Origin of the sequence: Pantoea sp. SJZ147 (assembly GCF_007828605.1) — a bacterium.
Lineage (GTDB): Bacteria > Pseudomonadota > Gammaproteobacteria > Enterobacterales > Enterobacteriaceae > Pantoea > Pantoea allii.
On sequence record NZ_VIVB01000016.1, the window covers coordinates 44023 to 67275 of the forward strand.

The 23253-nt window shown below is 55.3% G+C and carries 16 protein-coding genes; 10 read left to right on the top strand and 6 right to left on the bottom strand.

Translation table 11 applies throughout. The features are described from left to right. Positions 1-161 precede the first annotated feature (161 nt). Entirely contained in the window at positions 162-1505 is a 1344-nt protein-coding gene (gene rhlE / locus FBY13_RS20685) for an ATP-dependent RNA helicase RhlE (protein WP_063878844.1), read from the top strand. Positions 1506-1507: 2 nt separating this feature from the next. Beyond that, the gene (gene dusC / locus FBY13_RS20690; protein WP_145395039.1) at positions 1508-2467 is read left to right on the top strand and encodes a tRNA dihydrouridine(16) synthase DusC; all 960 of its coding nucleotides are present in this window, start codon (positions 1508-1510) and stop codon (positions 2465-2467) included. 58 nt (positions 2468-2525) lie between these two features. Here dusC and ppk2 read toward each other — a convergent pair whose 3' ends face one another. Then, complete coding sequence (ppk2, locus tag FBY13_RS20695; RefSeq protein ID WP_096012159.1) at positions 2526-3443, bottom strand: polyphosphate kinase 2; 918 nt, start codon at positions 3441-3443, stop codon at positions 2526-2528. Positions 3444-3457: 14 nt separating this feature from the next. Then, the gene (locus tag FBY13_RS20700; RefSeq protein ID WP_145395040.1) at positions 3458-5062 is read right to left on the bottom strand and encodes an inorganic phosphate transporter; all 1605 of its coding nucleotides are present in this window, start codon (positions 5060-5062) and stop codon (positions 3458-3460) included. A gap of 163 nt (positions 5063-5225) precedes the next feature. On the opposite strand from FBY13_RS20700, the gene FBY13_RS20705 reads away from it, so the two are divergent. Further along, complete coding sequence (locus tag FBY13_RS20705; RefSeq protein ID WP_145395041.1) at positions 5226-6248, top strand: transporter; 1023 nt, start codon at positions 5226-5228, stop codon at positions 6246-6248. Positions 6249-6346: 98 nt separating this feature from the next. Here FBY13_RS20705 and FBY13_RS20710 read toward each other — a convergent pair whose 3' ends face one another. Then, entirely contained in the window at positions 6347-7528 is a 1182-nt protein-coding gene (locus FBY13_RS20710; RefSeq protein WP_096012160.1) for a L,D-transpeptidase family protein, read from the bottom strand. Positions 7529-7723: 195 nt separating this feature from the next. Then, positions 7724-9538, bottom strand: a complete 1815-nt coding sequence (locus FBY13_RS20715; protein WP_145395042.1) for a glycoside hydrolase family 15 protein — start codon at positions 9536-9538, stop codon at positions 7724-7726. A gap of 156 nt (positions 9539-9694) precedes the next feature. Here FBY13_RS20715 and FBY13_RS20720 point away from each other — a divergent pair, with 156 nt between their 5' ends. Then, positions 9695-10468: an SDR family oxidoreductase gene (locus tag FBY13_RS20720; RefSeq protein ID WP_145395043.1), complete on the top strand. Its 774-nt coding sequence runs from the start codon at positions 9695-9697 to the stop codon at positions 10466-10468. Here FBY13_RS20720 and FBY13_RS20725 read toward each other — a convergent pair. Continuing rightward, the gene (locus tag FBY13_RS20725) at positions 10462-11043 is read right to left on the bottom strand and encodes a DedA family protein (protein WP_063878852.1); all 582 of its coding nucleotides are present in this window, start codon (positions 11041-11043) and stop codon (positions 10462-10464) included. The two genes, FBY13_RS20720 and FBY13_RS20725, sit on opposite strands and share 7 nt — an antisense overlap. A 208-nt stretch (positions 11044-11251) precedes the next feature. On the opposite strand from FBY13_RS20725, the gene FBY13_RS20730 reads away from it, so the two are divergent. From FBY13_RS20730 to FBY13_RS20740, 3 genes are all read left to right on the top strand, one after another. Then, positions 11252-11839, top strand: coding sequence for a Yip1 family protein (locus FBY13_RS20730; protein WP_063878853.1), 588 nt, complete (start codon positions 11252-11254; stop codon positions 11837-11839). A gap of 175 nt (positions 11840-12014) precedes the next feature. Continuing rightward, complete coding sequence (gene pbpG / locus FBY13_RS20735) at positions 12015-12962, top strand: D-alanyl-D-alanine endopeptidase (RefSeq protein WP_063878854.1); 948 nt, start codon at positions 12015-12017, stop codon at positions 12960-12962. Positions 12963-13097: 135 nt separating this feature from the next. Then, entirely contained in the window at positions 13098-15563 is a 2466-nt protein-coding gene (locus FBY13_RS20740; protein ID WP_145395044.1) for a DUF3772 domain-containing protein, read from the top strand. Between the two features lie 64 nt (positions 15564-15627). Here the strand turns inward: FBY13_RS20740 and dld are convergent, their stop codons facing one another. Then, positions 15628-17331 (bottom strand): D-lactate dehydrogenase, encoded by a 1704-nt coding sequence (gene dld, locus FBY13_RS20745; RefSeq protein ID WP_145395045.1) that lies wholly within the window; start codon positions 17329-17331, stop codon positions 15628-15630. Between the two features lie 151 nt (positions 17332-17482). Here dld and bglX point away from each other — a divergent pair, with 151 nt between their 5' ends. From bglX to FBY13_RS20760, 3 genes are all read left to right on the top strand, one after another. Further along, on the top strand, positions 17483-19780 hold the full coding sequence (gene bglX, locus FBY13_RS20750; RefSeq protein ID WP_096012166.1) for a beta-glucosidase BglX: 2298 nt from the start codon (positions 17483-17485) through the stop codon (positions 19778-19780). A gap of 201 nt (positions 19781-19981) precedes the next feature. Continuing rightward, complete coding sequence (locus tag FBY13_RS20755) at positions 19982-21088, top strand: suppressor of fused domain protein (protein ID WP_096012167.1); 1107 nt, start codon at positions 19982-19984, stop codon at positions 21086-21088. Between the two features lie 179 nt (positions 21089-21267). After that, on the top strand, positions 21268-23163 hold the full coding sequence (locus FBY13_RS20760) for a methyl-accepting chemotaxis protein (RefSeq protein ID WP_063878859.1): 1896 nt from the start codon (positions 21268-21270) through the stop codon (positions 23161-23163). Positions 23164-23253 lie beyond the last annotated feature (90 nt).

Below are 23253 nucleotides of genomic sequence, written 5' to 3' on the forward strand. Positions count from 1 at the left end.
AATTGTGAGCTATCTCGCACAGAGACGTTAAAGCTGTTACACTCCGCCGCTTATGCATCGTAGTTTGCACCCTTTTCACGCGTCAGCGTCAGCTGGCGTCACTATCCCTCTGAAAACTACACCGTGAAACACGGTCAGAGTGGACCGGAGTAATACTCGTCATGTCTTTTGACTCTCTCGGCCTGAGTGCCGATATTTTGCGTGCGGTTGCTGAGCAAGGCTACAGCGAACCCACTCCTATCCAGCGCCAGGCTATTCCTGTGGTGCTGTCCGGTCGCGATCTGCTGGCAAGCGCGCAGACCGGCACCGGCAAAACGGCCGGTTTTACGCTGCCTTTATTACAGAAGCTGTCGGCAAATGCGGGCGCGGTGCGTGGACGCCGTCCTGTGCGTGCCCTGATCCTGACGCCAACCCGTGAACTGGCCGCCCAGGTCGGTGAAAACGTGGTTGAATACAGTAAGTATTTACCGCTTCGTTCACTGGTGGTTTTCGGTGGGGTAAGCATTAACCCGCAGATGATGAAGCTGCGCGGCGGGGTCGATATTCTGGTGGCAACGCCAGGCCGTTTGTTGGACCTGGTCCATCAGAACGCGGTTGACCTCTCCCAGGTCGAAGTGCTGGTACTGGATGAAGCCGATCGCATGCTCGACATGGGCTTTATCCATGACATTCGTCGCCTGCTGGCAAAACTGCCTGCCAAACGTCAGAACCTGCTGTTCTCGGCGACGTTCTCAGATGAGATTAAAACCCTGGCAGAAAAACTGCTGCATAACCCAGAGCAGGTGGAAGTGGCGCGCCGCAACACCGCCTCTGAGCAGGTTTCTCAGCAGGTGCATTTTGTTGATAAGAAACGCAAACGGGAATTGCTGTCGCAGCTGATCGGTGAAGGTAACTGGCAGCAGGTACTGGTGTTTACCCGAACCAAGCATGGTGCTAACCACCTTGCCGAGCAGTTGGGTAAAGACGGCATTACCGCAGCGGCGATTCACGGTAACAAGAGTCAGGGAGCACGTACGCGCGCACTGGCCGATTTTAAATCCGGTTCGATTCGCGTACTGGTTGCTACCGATATTGCGGCCCGTGGCCTGGATATTGAAGAACTGCCGCACGTCGTGAACTACGAGCTCCCCAACGTGGCTGAAGACTATGTGCACCGTATTGGTCGTACCGGTCGTGCCGCGGCTACTGGCGTCGCGTTGTCACTGGTGTGCGTGGATGAACACAAGCTGCTGCGTGATATCGAGCGTCTGCTTAAGCGTGAGATTCCGCGTCTTGCCGTGCCTGGCTATGAGCCCGATCCGAGCATCAAAGCTGAGCCTATTGTGAATGGCCGTCAGTCGCAGCAACCCCGTGGTCGTAGCCAGGGTGGACAGGGTGCGGGTGGTGCGCGTTCACAAGGGGATAAACGTTCCCAGCCGCGTCGTCAGGGACCGGCAACGAGCCAGTCTGATAAGCCTGCTGCTCGCCCACGTCGCCCTGCGCCTAAGCGTAGCGGAAACGCCTGACAATGCGGGTTTTGCTGGCACCAATGGAAGGCGTACTGGATTCCCTGGTACGCCAGCTGTTGACGGAGGTCAACGACTACGATCTGTGCATTACAGAGTTTCTGCGTGTCGTTGACCAGCTCCTGCCGGTAAAATCCTTCTATCGTCTCTGTCCAGAACTGCACCATGCCAGCCGGACGCCATCGGGCACGTTGGTCCGTCTGCAGTTGCTCGGACAGCATCCTGACTGGCTGGCGGAAAATGCCGCCCGCGCGGTCACGCTGGGTTCCTGGGGCGTCGATCTCAACTGCGGTTGTCCGTCAAAGCTGGTCAACGGCAGCGGCGGCGGTGCCACCTTGTTAAAAGATCCCGATTTAATCTATCGCGCGGCGAAAGCCATGCGCGCCGCTGTGCCTGACGCTTTGCCGGTCACGGTGAAGGTCCGCCTTGGCTGGGATTCCAGCGCACGCAGCATGGAAATTGCCGATGCGGTCCAGCAGGCCGGTGCCAGCGAGCTGGTGGTACATGGCCGTACCAAAGAAGATGGCTACCGTGCCGAGGCGATTAACTGGCAGGCCATCGGGGAAATCCGTCAGCGCCTGCGTATTCCGGTTATCGCCAATGGTGAGATTTGGGACTGGCAAACGGCCCAGGATTGCCTGCAGACGACCGGCTGTGATGCCGTGATGATTGGTCGTGGCGCGCTCAACGTGCCTAACCTGAGTCGGGTCATCAAATACAATGAAGCCCCGCTGCCCTGGCCGGAGGTGGTCGCGCTGTTGCAAAAGTACACCCGGCTGGAAAAGCAGGGCGATACCGGCATGTACCATGTGGCACGTATCAAACAGTGGTTGGGTTATCTGCGCAAAGCCTACGGTGAGGCCGGCGAGCTGTTCGGAGAGATTCGCGCGTTAAAATCTTCCCAGGAGATTGCCACAGTGATTGACCGTTATGCCGAATGGCACGGGCAGACCTGTCATTAATCGTGCGGCGTTTTTTGGCGTCAACAACGGGTAGCGCAGCGTCCTGCCGCGCAGACCATTAATACTTTTCAGGCACAATCATATTGTCCGGCACGTCGTTACGACGGTAATCCTCAGACCGTTCGCGCGGTGGCAGAACGATTTCATCATGGGGAGAGTCTTCATAAGGCACCTGTTGCAAAAGGTGGCTGATGCAGTTCAGACGCGCACGCTTTTTATCCACGCCCTGAACGACCCACCAGGGCGCATCCGGGATATTGGTGCGGCTCAGCATCTCTTCTTTTGCTTCGGTATAGTCTTCCCAGCGGCGGCGACTTTCCAGATCCATCGGGCTGAGTTTCCACTGTTTGAGCGGATCGTGGATGCGGCTCATAAAGCGCAACTCCTGCTCCTCGTCAGTAATGGAAAACCAGTATTTGACGATTTGAATACCGCTGCGAGTCAGCATTTTTTCAAACTCCGGCACGCTGCGATAAAACTCCTCGACCTCCGCCTCATTACAAAAGCCCATTACGCGTTCCACGCCCGCCCGGTTGTACCAGCTCCTGTCGAACAGCACCATTTCGCCCGCAGCAGGTAAATGTGCAATGTAACGCTGGAAATACCATTGCGTTTTTTCGCGATCGTTAGGCGCTGGCAGTGCGGCAACCCGGCAGGTACGTGGGTTGAGGCGCTGCGTAATGCGTTTAATCACGCCACCTTTACCGGCAGCATCGCGGCCTTCGAACAGGATAACCAGGCGGTGACCGGTGCGCATCACCCAGTCCTGGAGCTTAACCAGTTCACCCTGCAGGCGCAGCAGTTCGCGAAAATAGTGACGACGCCAGGCCTTTTCATCCGTTCCGGCTGGCGTGGTATCGCCAAAACGCAGATCGTCGAGTTCCAGCTCCAGTTCTTCATCGTAGCTGTCGTAGAACTCCTGCAATAAACGCTGATTAAACGCGTCGCGGTTGAAACTGTTATCGTGTGTTGCCATGACGATTCACCTGGTCAGATGTGGATAAACAGCCCGTAGAGCAGGGCCGAAAGTAAGACGGAAACCGGCAGCGTTAATACCCAGGCCACAGCCAGATTCCGCAGCGTGGACATTTGCAGGCCTGAACGGTTTGCCGCCATGGTTCCTGCTACGCCGGACGAGAGAACGTGCGTGGTGGACACCGGCAAACCGAATGCGTCGGCCGCACCGATGGTCACCATCGCCACCATTTCGGCGCTGGCACCCTGGGCATAAGTCAGATGTGTTTTACCGATACGCTCGCCCACGGTGACCACAATTCGTCGCCAGCCAACCATGGTGCCCAGCCCCAGCGCGATAGCAACGACCACCTTCACCCACATCGGAATAAAGCGCGTGGCGCTGTCCAGCTCGGTCTTGACGGCTTTCAGGTTACGTTGCGTCTGATCCGGTAGGGCGACGTTAGCGGTTTGCAAATGCTTAATGGACTCCGAAGCCAGATACATTTGATTTCGGGTATTGGTTACGGATTGCGCCGGAATATTTTCCATGGAACCGTAACGGCGAATCTGATCGCCCACGTCGTGCAGTGTCATGGCCAGCGCAGGCAGAACGTTGGGATTGGGTTTCCCGCTGCTGACAAAATCGGTTAACACGTCGCGTGGAACAGGCGCGGGCGTGGCGGCAGGCTGAATATGCAACAGCTGTTGTGCCGTGACTTCGGTCAGTGCGGCAACGCGGGGTATCTGGTCGGACGGCAGAGAACGGTTCAGGGCATAGGCGATCGGCATGGTGCCGACCAGAATCAGCATGATCAGCCCCATGCCTTTTTGTCCGTCGTTCGACCCATGGGCAAACGAAACACCGGTACAGGTCAGAATCAGCAGTCCACGAATCCAGACGGGCGGCGGCTCGTTGCTCTGCGGAGCCTGATAAAGTTGGCGGTTACGAATAAACAGCTTCATCGTCCACAGCAGCAGGGCGGCGCAGACAAATCCCACCACCGGCGACAGCAGAAGGGCATAACCGACTTTCAGGGCCTGCTCCCAGTCAACGCCACTCAAGCCACTGCGACCGTGCAGCATGGCATTCGCGACGCCGACCCCGATAATGGAGCCAATTAAGGTGTGCGAGGAGGAGGAGGGCAGGCCGAGATACCAGGTCCCCAGGTTCCAGATAATCGCCGAGAACAGCAGGGCATAAATCATGGCAAAGCCGTTACCGCTGCTGGCCTGCAATATCAGCTCGACGGGCAGCAATGAAATAATGCCAAAGGCGACCACGCCGCTGGAGAGCATCACGCCAAGAAAATTACACAGCCCTGACCAGACCACGGCAACACCGGGCGTCAGAGAGTGGGTATAGATGACCGTGGCGACCGCATTGGCGGTATCGTGAAAGCCGTTCACAAACTCAAAGCCCAGCGCAATCAGCAACGCCAGGCCTAGCAGAAAGAACGGCAAATAACTGGTGACGGGCGTATTGGTTTTTTCAACATCGTGGAACAGGTTAAACCCGGCAAAAGCCAGACCGGCGATCAGCAGAACAATGAAGATCGTTTTTGTGAAGCGGCTACCTTTGCCATTGAAATCAGGGCGTCCATGAGTCGAACCTGAAGAGGGTAAACTGTTTTCGCTCATGCAAAACCTCTTAGCGGATGCAGATGCGGATTTACATCTGGTTAACGCTGTTTGATACCCGCTTTTTGTGACAAAAAAATGATCTACGCCGTGCGAGGTCATTTTGCTGTAACAAAACTGCAGCAGGCTGAGAGTCTTTATTGATGATGCTGACAGGATTGCCATGGCGACAGACGTTGTACTTCCCCCACAAAAACGTGATTTTGATGATGATGTGGCCGGACTCATCCATGGTTATCTCTTTTCTCCCGACGCTCTCCCTGTCCGCCTGAATGCCCGTGAAGCGGTCAAACTCGGGGAGGCGCTGCCTGACGACGGCTTTCTCTGGCTGCATATCAACCTGAATCATGCCCGCGCGCAGAACTGGGTGCAGAGTCACTTCCAGGTGGATGATGACTTCTTCGACGAAACTCACTCTGCCTCACCGCGTACCCGACTGGCGGAGCAAAGTAGCGCGTTGCTGGCGGTGCTAAACGATGTCACGCTCAATCAGGAAAACCGCAGTACGCAAAATGCGACCCTGTGGATCTGGTGTCGGCGCAATCTGGTGGTGAGCGCCCGTTATCGCCCGTCGGTGATGATTGAAAAGATGCAGCAGGGGTTAACCCGACACAGCTTTCCCAGTGCAGAAGCCTTGCTGCTTTATCTTCTTGGCGAGCAGGAGTTACAGCTGGAACAGGTGGTGCGGCGTATCAGTCAGGTGGTCGACAGCATAGAAGAGCGCTTATTAAGTACGGCGATTAAAGCTAACCGCAGTGAGCTGGGGCATTACCGACGTATGCTGTTGCGGATTCAGCGTCTTCTGGCACCGGAACCGGCGGCACTGTTTCGCTTGCTCAACCGGCCTCCGGCCTGGCTAAACCGCGACACGCTTCGCGAGCTGCGTGCGTTTACGGAAGAGTTCAGCGTGGTGCTTAACGATCTTGCCAGCCTGATGGAGCGCATCCGGCTTCTGCAGGAAGAGATTGCGGCTCGCCTGATGGAGCAGAGTAACCGGACACTTTACCTGTTAACCGTCATTACGGTGCTGGCTCTGCCGATTAATATCGTGGCGGGGTTTTTTGGTATGAACGTGGGCGGGATTCCGCTGGCGTCGAATCCGCACGGTTTTTTACTGCTGGTGCTGATCGTATTCGTTTTTACCTTGCTGGCAGGCTGGTTGACCTTTCGACGACCCTCGGCGTAGCGGCCTGAGCGCGTAAGATCGGGCCGGGGTGACGTCATAAAAAAAGCCAGCGCGGATTATCCTGCGCTGGCTTTTTAACAACCTGAAGACGGACAGCCTTACAGGCTACCGTTACCCGCTGGAGCCGGTTGCGACGGCTGCACGGGCTGTTGCTGGGCAGGCTGTGACTGCGGCTGTACAGGCTGCTGCGGAGCAGATTGCTGTTGCTCTGCAGGCTGCGACTGTTGAGGTGCAGGTTCCTGCTGTACAGCGGCCGGGTTAGCAGGCTGTGACGTCAGCGGCGTCATTGGCCCTTCCTTCGGCTCGGCATCTTCACCTTCGGTCATCTGAACGGGCGCGGGCACGACGTTGTTTTCGGGTGCGTTAACCTGAACGGGCATACCAGAGCGGTTCTGAATGGCCTTATCCACCTGAGACTGGTTGATGCTGCCATCAACCAGCACTTTGCCAACGGCCTGGGTCAGCGTAATCGGCACCAGCTCACGAGAGTTAAACTGCTCTTCCGTGGTAGACAGCGGATTATGGACTTCCATCCAACGTGAACCGTCTGGCTCAACCGAGGCTTTTACCGGCTGGTTGATAAACTGTACGCGCGTGCCAACTGGCACGTGGTCAAACAACCACTTGATATCGTCGGCACGTAAACGCACGCAGCCGTGGCTCACACGCAGGCCAATACCGAAGTTGGCGTTGGTGCCGTGAATGGCGTAAAGACGACCGATATAGAGCGCATACAGCCCCATTGGGTTATCCGGGCCAGCCGGGAAGACAGCAGGCAGGTTCTCACCCCGAGACGCGTACTCAGCATGCATCGCTTTCGTTGGCGTCCAGGTTGGGCCATCTTTTTTACGCTGAACGGTCGTTGTCCAGTTCAGCGGCGTGTCTTTACCCAGTTCACCAATACCGATAGGCAACACCACAACCGTTTTGCTGCCTTTCGGATAGTAGTAAAGCCGCATTTCAGCACTGTTAATCACAATGCCTTCACGCGGTGCGTCAGGTAACAGTAACTGCTGTGGGATGATCAGTTTGCTGCCAGGTTTAGGCAGATAAACGTCAACGCCCGGATTGGCTTCCAGCATATTGCTGAGGCCCATTTGAAACTGTGCTGCAAAAGCTTCCAGAGGCAATTTACTGTCCTCAGGAATGGTAATTTCAACGTTTTGCCCGGTCAGACGGCTGTTAGCCGGCGGTAAAGGGTAAACAACAGCAAGGGCTGACTGACTGAATGCCGCCAAAGCCAATGCAAGTGAAGCGAACGCGCGAATGCTTTTTTTCATATTTTACAAGTCTTTATCGCCATGTTTCAGGCTTGTCAATGTATCGAACCCATGCTGGTCACTATGACCTGCTGCGCATTATATGTTCATTAAACTGATGTTGTGAATCAGGATTTTAACCACTTTGAAATACTTTACCTGACTCACCTGCGTTATCCGCCTTTGTTCTTTACCATTTTGGGCGGAAACAGGCCCTTATGGTTGCCATAAGGTAATGTCCCCGTTCAGCTTACGGTTGAGAAAAAACGCGGCACTGATCAACGCAAGATGCGTCAGCGCCTGGGGCGTATTGCCTAATGCCTGGCCATGACTGTCAAACTCTTCAGCATATAAACCCAGCGGATTAGCGTAGCTCAGTAATTTCTCGAACTCAAAATGTGCCTCGCGAATGCGTCCGGCACGCGCCAGACATTCCACATACCAGAATGAGCAGGCACCGAAAGAGCCCTCTGCGCCCGTCAGCCCATCTGCCGGCGTTTCATGGATGTTATAACGGCGTACCATGCCATCGCTCACCAGGTTCACCTGGATGGCATCCAGCGTTGCGATCCAGTCCGGATCGGTAGCACCGACAAAGCGGACTAACGGCATCAACAGCATTGAGGCATCAAGGTGTTCACCGTGACGGGTAGAAACAAAATGCCCGCGTTCGCTGTTCCAGAAGTTTTTCCAGATATCATCACGAATCTCGCGACGGGTTTTGTCCCAGCGCTCATAGGGCATCGGCAGTGAACGTTTCATCGCAAGGCGCAGGCCACGATCCAGGGCAACCCAGCACATCAAGCGGGAATGAAGGAAGTGCTCGGGCTCACCGCGCATTTCCCAGATCCCCGCATCCGGCTGATGCCAGTTATCGCACAGCCAGTCCAGCATCTCTGACACATGGTTCCAGCCACGTTGAGAAATGGCTTCGCCGTATTTATTTGAAAGATAGATGGCATCCATCAGTTCGCCATAAATATCTAACTGTTTTTGCCGCCAGGCACCGTTACCAATGCGCACCGGACTGGAGTTGGCATAGCCGGACAGGTTAAGCAGCGACATCTCCTGAAGATCCGTACTGCTGTCCAGGCGGTACATCACCTGCAGCCGCATTTCATCATGGTGGCTGTTCTCTACACAGCGACCGACCCATTCCGTAAAGTGCTTGGCTTCGTCCACGTAACCCAGCCGCATCAAGGCGTACATGCTGAATGAGGCATCGCGTATCCAGGAGGCGCGGTAATCCCAGTTGCGTTCGCCGCCCAGTTCCTCGGGCAGGCCAAAGGTGGCAGCCGCAGCGATGGAGCCGTGTTGCCAGGAGGTCAACAGTTTAAGTACCAGTGCAGAGCGTTGTACCATCTCCTGCCAGCGACCGTGATAGGTGCTGCGGCTGCTCCATTCACGCCAGTAGCTCAGCGTTTCTTCAAAGCAGTTAGCGGTGGCCAGCTTTTCGATGTGGGCATCGTGTACGCTGCCAAATTCGAATTCGGCATGTTCACCGGCTTTAAGCTCAAAGTTGGCGGTGGCGTGATTGCCTTCCAGCGTCATCACCACCGTCGCCGCCAGGCGCAGCGACGGCTGATCGGTGGCGTGAAAATCAATACAGCCACGTTTTACCTCAGCGCGCGTGTCTGCACGGGCGTAATCATGGCGCGGGGAACAGACCATGTTAAAGCGCGCCCGGCCGCGTACCATTTTTACCCGACGGATGATACGCGGCAGCTTATCCTCGCGATCGCAGATCGGCATGTAATCGGTGATTTCAGCCACGCCTTCTTCAGACAGCCAGCGGGTCTGTAAAATATTGGTATCAGGAAGATAAATTTGCTGACGACGGGCGTTTTGCCAGTCGGGTGCCAGGGAAAACAGGCCTGCCTCATCGCTGTCCAGTAAGGCTGAAAACACTGACGGGCTGTCCAGTTCCGGCCAGCAGAGGTAGTCAATAGTGCCATCGTTTGCGACCAGCGCGCAGGTGCGTAAATCGCCTATTACGCCATGATCGTCAATCTTACGTTTAACCTTACTCATCGGTTTCTCCCTGTCAGTGTCAGCCTTAACTATAGCCGGGCGCCTGCATACCGCTTCGTTCTGGCACAGATCGTTAACCTGCCCGCTGCTCCGCCCGCTAAGGGCACAATTTTCATTGCGGTATATACTTTTCATACACTTCCAGAGGAGACCGTCATGACTACACCACAACGAAAAGTGGCAATCGTTACCGCGTCGGATTCAGGCATTGGCAGTCGTTGTGCTGAAATGTTAGCAGAGCAGGGATTCGATATTGGCATCACCTGGCGGTCGGACGAAGAAGGCGCACTGCGAACGGCAAAACGGGTGGAGGAGAGTGGGCAACGCGCCGAGATGATCCAGCTCGACCTGGCCGATCCACCCGCCGGAGGCAAAGTGCTGCAGCAGTTGATCGATAAGCTGGGCCGCATCGACGTTCTGGTCAACAATGCCGGAGCAAATTTCAAAGCCGACTTTATGGACGTGACCTGGGAAGACTGGCGTAAGACCTTTAGCGTGGATGTGGATGGCGTTTTTATCTGCGGGCAGGTGGCGGCACGCAACATGATTAAGCAGGGGCAGGGCGGACGCATCATTAATATCACCTCCGTGCACGAACATACGCCGCTGCCGGGTTCCGTCGCTTACACCGCAGCAAAACATGCGGCAGGCGGATTAACCAAGTCGATGGCGCTGAGTTTGCTGCCGCACAATATTCTGGTGAATGCGGTGGCACCGGGCGCGATTGCCACGCCGATGAATAAAATGACCGATGCCGATGCTCATAACGTCAAAATGCCTGAGATTCCTGCGGGCCGCCCGGGTGATACCCATGAAATTGCCAGTATGGTGGCCTGGCTTAGCTCCGAATGGGCCACCTATACCACCGGTCAGTCCTTTATTATTGACGGTGGCTTTATGCTGGCGAACCCGCAGTTCAAGGGTTACTGATCGTCAGCTCGACGGTTATTCCAGTGGCGAATCGCCCAGCGCAGTACGAAGGCAAACACCACGGCAGCAGCCAGCCATAAAAGGTGTTTAAAGTGCTGATCGAGCTTGTGCAGCCAGGGGGCGATAATGCCGCCTGCAAAATAGCCGAGCGTGACAAACAGCAGTGACCAGATAGCCGCCCCGATGATGTTGAGCACCAGAAACTTCAGCGGATTAAGGCGGCTTGCACCAATAATAATCGGGCCAATCAGGCGAAAGCCGTACATAAAGCGCGCGCCAATCACGAACAGGCTGGGGCGGCGCTTGATCAACCGGTTGGCTTTAACAATTTTGTCCTGATGCTTTTTAAAGCGCCGTAAAATACGGGTACCAAAGCGTCTGCCAACCCAGTACAGCAGCTGATCGCCCATAATGCCGCCCGCCATTGCCGCCAGCACCACGCCGGAATAATGCAGTAACCCCTCATGAGCGGCCACGCCGCCCAGCAATAAGAATGTTTCTCCTTCGGCAATACAGCCGATAAACAGTGCCAGATAGCCATACTGCGTAATTAATCCGTTGATATCCAAATGCAAGATGCACTCCCTGTGTGAAGACATTTTCTTTCAGTTTATACCTGATTTGTTACGTCATCCGTTTACGCGTTAATAAGCGATCTTTTTTGCCGTTTTTTTGCACAAAGCCCACAGAAATTGCCTTGCCGTTTATACTGTAAGAAATGCTGCCCTTACGTGGTTCCTGCATCAGAACGGGGTAGCCCAACTGCATCAGAGGAGTAAGCGTATGAACCATGTCTGGGGTTTGTTAGCGCATCCTAATCAGGAAATGCGCACTATCAAGCAAGAGAACGAAACGGTTTCGCACCATTACACTCATCACGTTCTGTTGATGGCGGCCATTCCGGTCATCTGCGCCATGATCGGAACTACGCAGTCAGGCTGGAACCTGGGTGAGGGGCAGTATGTACAGCTGAATATGCTGACAGCATTGGGCTTAGGTATTCTGTTTTATCTGTTGATTTTGGGCGGCGTGGCGGTGATGGGGCGGGTTATCCACTGGATGGCGCGTGACTATCCTCAGCGTCCCGGCGTCCAGCGCTGTACCGTGTTTGCGGGCTACGTGGCGACACCGCTGTTTTTAAGCGGCCTGGTGGCGCTCTATCCACTGGTATGGCTGTGCGTATTTGCGGGCGCGCTGGCGTTGCTGTATACGGGTTATCTCTTGTACGTGGGCATTCCGCTGTTTCTGAATATCGACCGGGATGAGAGCCTGCGGTTTTCCAGTTCCACGCTGGCCATCGGCGTACTGGTGTTTGAAGTTTTACTGGCCTTGACGGTGATTCTGTGGGGCTACGGCCCGAACCTGTTTTAGCACCCTGTTGCCGCTTCACCAGCGGCAACATCTTTTTAACGCTCAGAAACAATCTCACCAGGAAAAGTTCACGGCTTCAGCGTATGATGCTGCGGCCAGCCCGCGCTCTGCCTGCTCAGTCGTCGGCGGCCTGTGTTTTCACAGCGCACAATCTTAACCGGGTCTTTTTTCCACGATGCCTGCAAAAATTCGCTTTTCACTGTTAACGCTGGCGCTGCTCGTTTCCGGGCAGGTTTTCTCACTTCCAGCACAGGCGACCACCACGCTGTCGCAAATGGCCCCCATTGCTCAGCCGCAAATCGCCTCAGGCAGTGCCCTGATCGTCGATCTGACGAGTGGCAAAACCTTATTCTCCAGTCACCCCGACCGGGTGCGGCCTATTGCCTCGATCACGAAACTGATGACGGCGATGGTGGTGCTGGATGCGCATCAGCCAATGAACGAGATGGTCACGGTTGATATCAGTCAGACGCCGGAGATGCGCGGGGTGTTTTCACGCGTGAAGCTGAACAGCCAGATCAGCCGCCGGAGCATGCTTATGCTGGCGCTGATGTCATCAGAAAACCGTGCGGCGGCCAGCCTGGCCCATGCTTATCCCGGCGGATACAATGCCTTTATTAAGGCGATGAATGCCAAGGCGCGCGCGCTCGGGATGAACCATACGCACTACGTGGAACCCACGGGGCTGTCGATCCAGAACGTTTCCAGCGCAGAGGATTTGGTGAAGCTGTTAAAAGCCACGCGCGAGTATCCTCTGATGGGCGAACTGAGTACCACCAAAGAAGAAACCGCCGTCTTTACGCACCCCAGCTATGCGTTGCCGTTCCGTAACACCAATCATCTGGTTTATAAAAATGGCTGGCACATTCAGCTGACCAAAACGGGCTACACCGATGAAGCGGGACACTGTCTGGTCATGCGCACCATGATTAAAAACCGGCCGGTCGCGCTGGTGGTACTGGACGCATTTGGTAAATATACCCATTTTGCTGATGCTAATCGTCTGCGTGACTGGCTGGAAACGGGCAAAGCTGCGCCGGTTCCGGCTGCTGCGCTGGCCTACAAAAAACAGAAAGCGGGTGAGGTTGCCAGCAACGCCGCCAGCGGTTCTACTGAAGAATAAAACCTCGCCGGGTCGTTGCTGGCGGCCCGGTCGATATTGATCGGTATTCCTATAGTTTCATGGCAGGCGACCACCTAAACTACCCGCAAATGGCGAGGGTGATTCGCCTGATTACTGTGCCGGAATCTCATTCATATGCTTACGTTACGATCGTTTATTATTCTGATATTTTTAGCGTCGTTCACCCTTGCGCCTGCGTTAAGCGTTGCCGCGGATGATCCGGCTCAGGCGACCCCCGCGACGCAGCAGCCCGATGACAAGCCCAAGGTCAACGCGTCTGTCGATCTGCCCAAGATGCAGAAAATCCTCGACAAAATTAAGAGCCAGGTGTCCGTTGAAAGTGACGAGAACAAGCTCAGCCGACTTAATGAAATGGCGCTGGAGCTGTCAGGCAATACCGATACGCTTGCTCAGGCTTTGCAGCCCGATCGTCAGCAGCTCGAAGCTCAGCTGGCGGTGCTTGGTCCGGCACCCAAGCCGGAGAGTGGCGTAAAAGAGACGGCAGACGTCACGCGCAAACGCAGCGCGCTGGAAAGTCAGAAAAGTAAGCTCGACGATCAGATTAAGCAGGCGGAAGGCATTAAAAACAGTGCCCTGATGCTGTCATCGCAAATCGTCAATCTGCGTCGCGATCAGCTAAAAAACAAACTGGCACTTAACTCCGGCAGCATTTTTGGGCCGCGTTTCTGGTCGCCGGTATTTAGCAGCCAGGATCTTGACGATGAAAAAATTGGCGATTTCTTAAGTGAGCTCAAGAATACCGCCTCGTTGTCCTGGGAATCGGGCTGGCGTCTTGGCACGATTGGCTGGTTGCTGGCCGCCGTGCTGGTGATGACGCTGGGACGCCGCTATGGTGAAGAGTTTTTAGCCTGGGTCAGCATCAACAAATTGCCGGAAGGACGCCTGCGCCGTAGCTTTTTAGCGACCGCCGTGGCCCTGACCAGCCTGGCGGCGGTGGTACTGACCTTTGCGTTTGTGTCCCAGGCCTTTACCCGCCGTGATGAAGTGTCCAGCGACGTGCAGGATTTTATCTACCGCCTGGTCGAATTAAGCGTTTATAGCGGTTTGATTGCCGGGCTGGGGCGTGCCTTCCTGTCCACGCGTCGCCCAAGCTGGCGTTTACCCACCATTTCCAATGAGGTGGCGCTGGCCCTGAAACCTTTCCCGCCGATTACCGCACTGTTGGTGTTTATTTTCCAGACGGTGGAGTCCTTTAACTACACCGCCGGTACCAGCCTGAATACCAGTATTTTTGCCAATGGCCTGACCGCCTTGCTCATCGGCAGCACGGCGCTGGCAATCAGCATGCGCACCAAGCGCGTACGTCGGCGTCTGGCCCAGGAAGGAACGCCGCCGGAAGCGCGCTCTACGCTGGTCGGGCTGATTCAGATGGCCCTGACGCTGACCTCCCTGACGATTCTGGGGTCGCTGGTGATTGGTTACGTCACGCTGGCGCGGTTTTTAAGCTACGAGCTGGTGTGGTGTGGCATTTTGTTTGGTTCGTTTTACATACTCAGCCATCTGATTAACGACGGCTGTGAAAGCCTGTTCTCAGTCAATAACACCACGGGCAAGCGCATTCAGGGCTCACTGAATATTGATGAGCGCCACCTGCAGCAGGTTGCCATCATTCTTGCGGCGATCGGCAAAACCTTCCTGATCTTGTTCGTGGCCCTGGCATTGCTGAACGGCACCTTTGCCTCCTCAACCCCGATTGAGCTGCTGCAAAAGGCGATTGAGTTTTGGGGCGGTAAGGGCCTTGAGTCGCTGAATATTGTCCCGGCGCACCTGGTTAACGCGCTGCTGTGCCTGATCGTCGGCATTTACATCCTGCGCTCGGTACGTCGCTGGCTTGATAACGACTTCCTGCCAAAGACCACGATGGACAGCGGCATGCGCATGTCATTGGTGACGCTGTTCAGCAACGTAGGCTATGTCCTGATTATTTTGCTGACGCTGTCAATCATGGGACTACAGTGGAACAAACTGGCCTGGATCGTCAGTGCCCTGTCGGTAGGTATTGGTTTCGGTCTACAGGAAATCGTTAAAAACTTTATTTCCGGTCTGATTTTGCTGACCGAACGCCCGGTCAAAGTTGGGGATTTGGTGACGATCAGCGGGGTTGAGGGGGATATTCGCCGCATCAACGTGCGTGCCACCGAAATTCAGTTAGGGGATAAATCGACGGTGATCGTACCTAACTCGCAGTTCATCTCTCAAAACGTGCGTAACGCCACCATGGGCAATGCCCAGGGCGTAGTGACCATTACGCTCACGTTCCCGCTGGATATTGATCCGGTGCGGGTACGGGAGATCCTGCTGGAAGTGTATGAGGAAAACGAGCGCATCCTGGAGAACCCGGAACCCTCGGTGTCTTTCAAAGATCTTACGTCCCAAGGCATTGTGCTGAGCGTCACCGGCAACGTCGCCAGTCAGCGCCAGATCGCCGGGGCAAAGAGCGATCTGCTGTTCGATATTCTGACCCGCTTACGCAAAGAGGGCATTGTCCTGTCTACGCCGCAAACCATGATTATTGAGCGCCGCCAGCTGGTTGCTGCTGACGCGGCTTCTGACCTGACGTCAGACGAGCAGCCTCGCTAAATAAACGGGCGGCCATTTTTGCCAGCCGCCCGTATTTCTCGGTGTCGATATGCTTTTTGCGCAATCAGGGCTGCTTTACCGCCCAGCCTTTCAGTTTACTGGTTTTACCAATTCCCGGATTAAAGCTGTTTGTCGGATCGAGCTTGCGATAAAACGAGGCCAGCTGCGGCTGGGCTTCATAAAGATGCCCGACGTTATGCTCTGCCGGATATTCCGCGCCGCGAGTATGCAAAATGGCCAACATCTTTTCTTTTAACGCATGCACGTCAACGCCTTTTTTCACAATGTAATCCTGATGGAAGACATGACAGAAGAAGTGCCCGTAATAGAGGCGATGGCTTAATGACTGGGTAATCTCATCAGGCAGGTTTTCAAACCACGCTTTATCGTTACGACGCAGAGCAATATCCAGCGCCAGAATATCTTCCACCTCATCAGCATGAACCGCGTGATAACGCACCGCCGCGCCTGCTGCGGCAAACCGATGCAGGAAGGCGTGCGCCCCTTCTTTGCCTTCACATTCGAAAAACTCGCCACCGCCCTCGCGAAAAAACTCACGCAGGTAGTCGCGTGCTTCCGCAATGCCGTCGCCCGACATTTTCAGCATCAAATGATGTTGGTATTTATCACGGTACTGTTTCATGCGCCTGGGAAGATGTGCAGGAAAGAGACGGCTGAGGCGTTGCAGCAGTCGATCGCTTAAATGGGGTTTGATAAACGACAGGTTATTTAACCAGCCATCAACCCGGCCTTTGAGCGTGAAAAACAGCGGCATCTTGTCGGTGCCCAGCTTATCAATCATCAGGAAGGTGTCTTTGCCATACACTTCGGCGATGTCGTAAATATCCCGATGCATATATTCAGCGGCGACGGGCAGGTTTTTAAAATTCGCCAGCATATGACAGCGCAGATCGCCCAGGACGCTGGCATCATTGGTGCCGATATAAAACACCTGCTGCTGGGGTTCGCGCGCAAAAGTATCCAGGCGCACCGCAAACACCGCCAGCTTACCTGCGCAGCCGGACGCTTCAAACAGGCGGCGGGCATCGGCGTTAAAGCGGGCGGGCGTATCGGCATGGACGTCGCGCACGCGTTCGGCATAGTCGTGGTCGGACGCATGGCGGCCGTCATGCAAAACGTCGTTCGGTTGCCAGCGGTCATCGTCCAGCCGTCCCAGAATTTCTTCCGGCGAGGTACCCAGATCGATACCGAGATGGTTGACTAACTTCAGCCGTCCCTGGGCATCAATTTGGGCAAACAACGCCATCTCACTGTACGCCGGGCCGCGCTTGATCAGCGAACCGCCGGAGTTGTTGCAGATGCCGCCCAGCACCGACGCGCCAATGCAGGATGATCCAATCACGGAATGCGGTTCACGGCCCAGCGGCGCAAGCATTTTTTCCAGCTGATACAGCGTACTGCCCGGAAAAGCCAGCACCTGTTTGCCCTTATCGATCAGCTGTAGCTTATCCAGCCTCAGAGTACTGATAATCACCAGCGGGCGGTCGTAGTCGTTCCCCTGCGGCGTCGATCCTTCAGTCAGGCCGGTATTGGCTGCCTGCATCAGAATAATGGCATCCGCATTAACCAGCGTTTGCAGTACGCGCCACAGTTCCAGCAGCGTCGCAGGAAAGACCACGGCCAGAGCATCTCCGTCACCAGAACGGAAGCCTTTGCGATAGCGGGCGGTGTGAGCAGCCTCGGTAAGTAGGTTACCAGAGCCGACCAGGCGGCGGAGATCGGCGATCAGGGCAGAAGGTGTCATCATGGGCAATTCCCTTGTCTTATGCATGCGTCATTACTGTAGCACGTGAGTTGCATTGGGCGCAGTGTGATAGCGGCAGGCTACATGCTATGCTCTGAAGATGGCATCCTGCATTTAGTCGATATTGCGCAGTTACTTAAGAGAACCCAACCTGATGAAATGGATTTGCTCTGTTAGCCTCGCTGTTTCCCTTGCTATGCAACCTGCATTTGCCGGGGAGCCCACCGCTCACCATCCCATGACTGAACAGGCGCGTGATGCCTACGTGAACAACCTGCTGAAAAAAATGACCCTGGACGAGAAAATCGGCCAGCTACGGTTAATCAGCGTGGGGCCGGATACGCCAAAAGAAGCCGTGCGTGAGATGATCCATAAAGGTCAGGTTGGCGCCATTTTTAATACCGTAACGCGTCAGGATATTCGCGCGATGCAGGATCAGGTCATGCAGTTGAGTCGCCTGAAAATTCCCCTGTTTTTTGCTTATGACGTGGTACACGGACAGCGAACGATTTTCCCTATCCCGCTGGCACTGGCATCAAGCTGGGATCTCGACGCCGTGCACGATGTGGGCCGTATTTCCGCCTATGAAGCGGCGGACGATGGGTTAAATATGACCTGGGCACCGATGGTTGACGTCAGCCGGGAACCACGCTGGGGCCGGGTTTCAGAAGGCTTCGGTGAGGATACTTATTTAACCTCTGCCATGGGACGCACCATGGTGCAGGCGATGCAGGGCAAAAGCCCCGCGGACCGCTACAACATTATGACCAGCGTGAAACACTTTGCGCTCTACGGCGCGGTGGAAGGCGGACGGGATTACAACACCGTGGATATGAGCCCGCAGCGCATGTTCCAGGATTACCTGCCGCCGTATAAAGCCTCGCTGGATGCCGGCAGCGGCGGCGTGATGGTCGCGCTGAATTCAATTAATGGCGTGCCCGCCACGGCCGACAGCTGGCTGCTAAAAGATCTGCTGCGTCATGAATGGAAATTCAAAGGGATCACCATCAGCGACCACGGTGCAATCAAAGAGTTGATCAAGCATGGTGTGGCCAGCGATCCGCAGGACGCGGTACGTATTGCCATTAAATCTGGCGTCGATATGAGTATGAGCGATGAATACTATAGCCAGTATTTGCCCGACTTAGTGAAGCGTGGCGTCGTCAGCAAAGCCGAAATCGATGATGCGGCACGGCACGTATTAAACGTGAAATACGATATGGGATTATTTAACGATCCCTACAGTCACCTTGGACCGAAAGAGAGCGATCCACAGGATACCAACGCGGAAAGCCGTTTACACCGTGCTGAAGCCCGTGACGTGGCGCGCAAAAGTATGGTGCTGCTGAAAAACCGCCTTGATACCTTACCGCTGAAGAAATCCGGCACCATTGCCTTAATCGGACCGCTTGCCGACAGCCAGCGTGACGTGATGGGAAGCTGGTCGGCGGCGGGCGTCGCCAAACAGTCAGTTTCGCTGCTGCAGGGCATGCAAAACGCGACGGAAGGCAAAGCCACGTTGCTGTATGCCAAAGGTGCCAATGTGTCAGATAACAAAGGCATTCAGGACTTCCTCAACATGTATGAACCGGCCGTAGCCGTCGATCCGCGTTCGCCGCAGGCCATGATTGATGAGGCCGTCGAAAAGGCGAAGCAGGCTGATGTGATCGTGGCGGCGGTAGGGGAAGCGCAGGGCATGGCGCACGAGGCGTCCAGCCGCAGTAATCTGATGATCCCACCTTCGCAACAGAAGCTGTTAGCCGCATTGAAAGCCACAGGCAAGCCGCTGGTGATTGTACTGATGAATGGTCGCCCATTGACGCTGGTTGATGAAGACAGAATGGCCGATGCCATGCTGGAAACCTGGTTCAGCGGCACGGAAGGGGGCAATGCTATCGCGGATGTGCTGTTTGGCGATTACAACCCATCGGGTAAACTGCCGATGTCCTTCCCCCGTTCAGTGGGACAGATTCCGATCTATTACAACCATTTACCAACCGGTCGTCCTTACAATTTTGCCAAGCCGAACAAGTACACATCACACTATTATGATGCGGAAAACGGCCCGCTTTATCCGTTTGGTTATGGTCTGAGCTACACCACGTTCACCGTATCGCCGGTCACGCTGTCATCCGAAACGATGGCGCACAACGGCAGCATTGATGCCAGCGTCACCGTGACTAACAGCGGAAAAGTGGATGGTGCAACCGTAGTTCAGCTTTACCTGAACGATCCGGTTGCCAGCATCAGCCGTCCGGTAAAAGAGTTGCACGGCTTTAAACGCATTATGCTGAAAGCGGGTGAATCCCAGCAGGTCACCTTCAAGATTGACGTTGATGCGCTGAAGTTCTGGAATCAGCAGATGAAGCAGGTTGCCGAGCCGGGCAAATTCAACGTGATGATTGGTCTGGACTCTGTCCGTACGCAAAACACCCAGTTTACCTACCAGTAATCCTCAGCACGGGCCAGCGTCCCTGGCCTTGCAGATGTAAGAACCGTTTTGCCCTTCGGGGGGCGCGGTTCTTACCCCTCTGCTTCTCATCCTGCCTGAACACATCCACTTTGAGAGTTTTACCCTTGCCTGTCATAGCGACAGACGTGATCCTGCTCTAACCTCGGGGAAAATGGATTCCTCAAGTATTGTCGAGGCGCTATGACGTATCAATCACTGATTGCTGAAGTCCACAATCAGCAGCGCACCCTGACGGCCATTGTCGAACAGGATGCGCGTACTGCTTATTTCTATATCTGGCCCACCGATCTGTTTCGTAGCCAGTTTGCGGTGCGTGGCTGCTGGTTACGTAACCTGCTACCTGCCCCTGTCGAGGAAGATCATCAGGCCATGGAGCAGGGCATTGCCCCTCTGCTGAGTGCGGAATACTGCCGTAATCTGGACGCTGAACCGCCACTGGATGCGGCGGGCCTGCAAATACTCTGGGAACCGGGCGATGCGGGTGCGGCACTGTGGTACTACGGGCAACTGCTGGCGGTGATCCCAGGCTGGAGCCTGTATCAGGATAAACAGGTCAGCTTTTCAGCGGGCTGTATCAAAAAGAACCGTCTTACCGCACCGCTCGGGTCTGCCTCCACCAATCATTACTATGCGCTTGCCGAACAGCAGCGCCAGTTCTGGCGTGAATGGCACGACGGAAGTGAATGGGACAAGGTGCAACAGGATTTACTGGCCTGCTATCAGGCGCAGTTTGGTGAGTCGGTAAAATACTATGCTATCGATCAGGGTAACTGGCCGCCCATGGCCCTGTCTCAGCACTATCACCAGGGCATCTGGTATTTCCTGACGCTGGGTATGAGCATTCGTCCCATGCCGCAGGTCGATTTTCTGTTTGATGAGCTGGCACCACAGTATCGCCGCGCAGAGCTGGCGATGGCGGTCGATGGCGAGGTGATGACAGAAAGCAATGCGGTACAGATGGCCAGTGCACTGGCGGAATTTGTGCATCTGCCCTGGGCGCGACTGACCTGGCTGGGTGAGGGACATACGCTGGCGTCCGAGGTGGCACCGGTGGGGTTTGAAAGTTACCTGTTAGCGAACGAACTGGCCCCGGAAAGTGCCCAGTTTTCGTTGCCGCGGCGCGAGGGTGACCGGCCAACGCTGCTGTGGGCCACGCCAGTCACCGAAGCGGAACGCCAGTTTGCCCAGAGCGAAGCCCAGGGCGGGCAGCACCTGCGTGAGCGGCTCTCCGCCAGCGGGAATACGCATATATTCCGCCCGCGCGAGCAGGTCGTGAAGACAGAATAATCACCGCAGACAGGGCGGTGATACCGCCTGGCTTAAAAAAGTTACTGACATGGCGTAATTAAATTTCTTTATTGTTAAATGACTTGTTAAATTTGTGATCTGGTCTACTCAAGTTCCCCTTTGCCGTGCCGTTAACCCCGATCAGGCAATAGCGCCACGAAAGGTCCAGGGGAACAATGATGTTAAAGACCACGCAATCCCGCTTCACAGCAACACTCATCGGCTTCTTTGTTGCGCTAGTGTTGATCACTGTTTGGGTGATCAACCAGTTTGTCGCACCGCAACTGGTCGACAATGAAAGCCGCCTGATTCGCTATCAGGTGGATTCCCTGGCAACGGGCATTGTTGAGCAAATGAACCGTGTGCAGGCACAGCAACGTGCCATCACCGAGGCCGCGTCGGTGATCGACAGCGCCGCCATCGACACCTTATTACCAGCATTGGTCAACCAGTATCAGGACAGTAACGTCTTCGGCGGCGGGATCTGGCCTTTACCCAATCGTCGGGAGGCGGGTAAAGAGAAAGACAGCAGCTTTTTTGCACGCGATACCAGCAACAAGCTGCAGGTTAATACCTACTGGAACTCTGATGCAGCCGACAAATACTGGGAGCAGCCCTGGTATAAAGACGGTATGGCGGCACCAAAAGGGCAGTGCGCCTGGGCTAAAGCCTATCAGGACGCCGCCAGCCCACAGCCGCGTACCAACTGCGCCATGGCAATCTACCGCGACGGCTCCGTCTGGGGCGTTTCAACCATCGACGTTACGCTGGGTTTCTTCAACCAACTGGCTAAAAAAATGGGCGAGGCGATTCATGGAGACGTACTGATCGTTGAGGCCGACGGCAAAGTCGTGGGAAATGCGGCGCTGGTTAACGGCACGCCAAAACTCGAAAACCTGAGCGACCTGCAAAACCCCATGGCTGCACCACTCAAAGCGCTGCTTGCCAGTGCAGGCACGCAGTCAACGGAATCCACTTACAGCGGCAATGACGGCGAGCAAACGCTGTTTCTGCAGGCCATTCCGGGCAGCCCGTGGTATCTGGCCAGTAGCGTATCGTCCAGCCTGCTGAAAGCCCAGTCTCACAATATGCTGATGCGCCTGGGTCTGGTGCAGATCCCACTGGCCATTATTCTGTTGCTGGTGCTGTTGGGTTTTATGCGCGCAATGATGAAGCGTTTGAGCATGCTCAACCAAAATATCGAAGCCTTGTCGACCGGCGGTGCCGATTTAACCCAGCGTCTGCCAGCCAGTAACAGCCCGGAGTTTAATGCGGTAGCGCAGAGCTTTAACCACTTTATCAGTTACCTACAGGGGTTAATGCAGCAGGTGGGCAGCAGTGCGCTGGCCATATCCGCAGCGTCGCGTGAAATTGCCAGCGGCAACACTAACCTTTCGTCACGAACGGAAGATCAGGCCAGTTCGATTGTTGAAACGGCGGCCTCAATGGAGCAGCTGACCGGCACCGTCCGCCAGAACGCCGACAATGCTACCCATGCTAACCAGCTGGCCGGTGAGGCTTCGAAGGTTGCGGCGCGTGGAACGGAGGTTGTCCGTCAGGTGGTAACGACCATGGGCGAGATTCACCACTCTTCGCGTAAGGTGGTCGATATCATCAGCGTCATCGACAGCATCGCCTTCCAGACCAATATCCTGGCCCTGAACGCCGCTGTTGAAGCGGCACGTGCTGGCGAACAAGGCCGGGGTTTTGCCGTGGTCGCATCGGAAGTGCGCAACCTGGCGCAGCGCTCAGCCAACTCAGCCCGCGAAATTAAAAAACTGATTGAAGAGTCAGTCGCTAATATCGATGCAGGCAGTCAACTGGTTGAACAGGCAGGCCAGACCATGGACGAACTGGTGCAGGGCGTAAGCAGCGTGACGACGCTGATGAGCGAGATCATGGCCGCCAGCCGTGAGCAGAGCATGGGCATCGAGCAGGTTAACGTCGCGATCACCCAGCTTGACGGGACGACTCAGCAGAACGCCGTGTTAGTGGAAGAGGTGTCTTCTGCCGCTCAGGCGATGGAAGCGCAGAGTCTTCAACTGGAACAGGTCGTACAGAGTTTCAAACTGTAATCGACAGTCAGGCCAGCCTCGGCTGGCCTGACGTTTTCTGCCGTCAGGGCCGTCCTCTGTCAGATTTGTGCATAAACAGCACAATTTTAT

Coding starts and splice junctions, on each gene's coding strand:
- bglX (WP_096012166.1), top strand. CDS start 17,483: ATGAAATGGATTTGCTCTGTTAGCCTCGCTGTTTCCCTTGCTATGCAA.
- FBY13_RS20730 (WP_063878853.1), top strand. CDS start 11,252: ATGAACCATGTCTGGGGTTTGTTAGCGCATCCTAATCAGGAAATGCGC.
- FBY13_RS20710 (WP_096012160.1), bottom strand. CDS start 7,528: ATGAAAAAAAGCATTCGCGCGTTCGCTTCACTTGCATTGGCTTTGGCG.
- dusC (WP_145395039.1), top strand. CDS start 1,508: ATGCGGGTTTTGCTGGCACCAATGGAAGGCGTACTGGATTCCCTGGTA.
- pbpG (WP_063878854.1), top strand. CDS start 12,015: ATGCCTGCAAAAATTCGCTTTTCACTGTTAACGCTGGCGCTGCTCGTT.
- FBY13_RS20715 (WP_145395042.1), bottom strand. CDS start 9,538: ATGAGTAAGGTTAAACGTAAGATTGACGATCATGGCGTAATAGGCGAT.
- FBY13_RS20720 (WP_145395043.1), top strand. CDS start 9,695: ATGACTACACCACAACGAAAAGTGGCAATCGTTACCGCGTCGGATTCA.
- ppk2 (WP_096012159.1), bottom strand. CDS start 3,443: ATGGCAACACACGATAACAGTTTCAACCGCGACGCGTTTAATCAGCGT.
- rhlE (WP_063878844.1), top strand. CDS start 162: ATGTCTTTTGACTCTCTCGGCCTGAGTGCCGATATTTTGCGTGCGGTT.
- FBY13_RS20740 (WP_145395044.1), top strand. CDS start 13,098: ATGCTTACGTTACGATCGTTTATTATTCTGATATTTTTAGCGTCGTTC.
- FBY13_RS20705 (WP_145395041.1), top strand. CDS start 5,226: ATGGCGACAGACGTTGTACTTCCCCCACAAAAACGTGATTTTGATGAT.
- dld (WP_145395045.1), bottom strand. CDS start 17,331: ATGATGACACCTTCTGCCCTGATCGCCGATCTCCGCCGCCTGGTCGGC.
- FBY13_RS20700 (WP_145395040.1), bottom strand. CDS start 5,062: ATGAGCGAAAACAGTTTACCCTCTTCAGGTTCGACTCATGGACGCCCT.
- FBY13_RS20755 (WP_096012167.1), top strand. CDS start 19,982: ATGACGTATCAATCACTGATTGCTGAAGTCCACAATCAGCAGCGCACC.
- FBY13_RS20760 (WP_063878859.1), top strand. CDS start 21,268: ATGTTAAAGACCACGCAATCCCGCTTCACAGCAACACTCATCGGCTTC.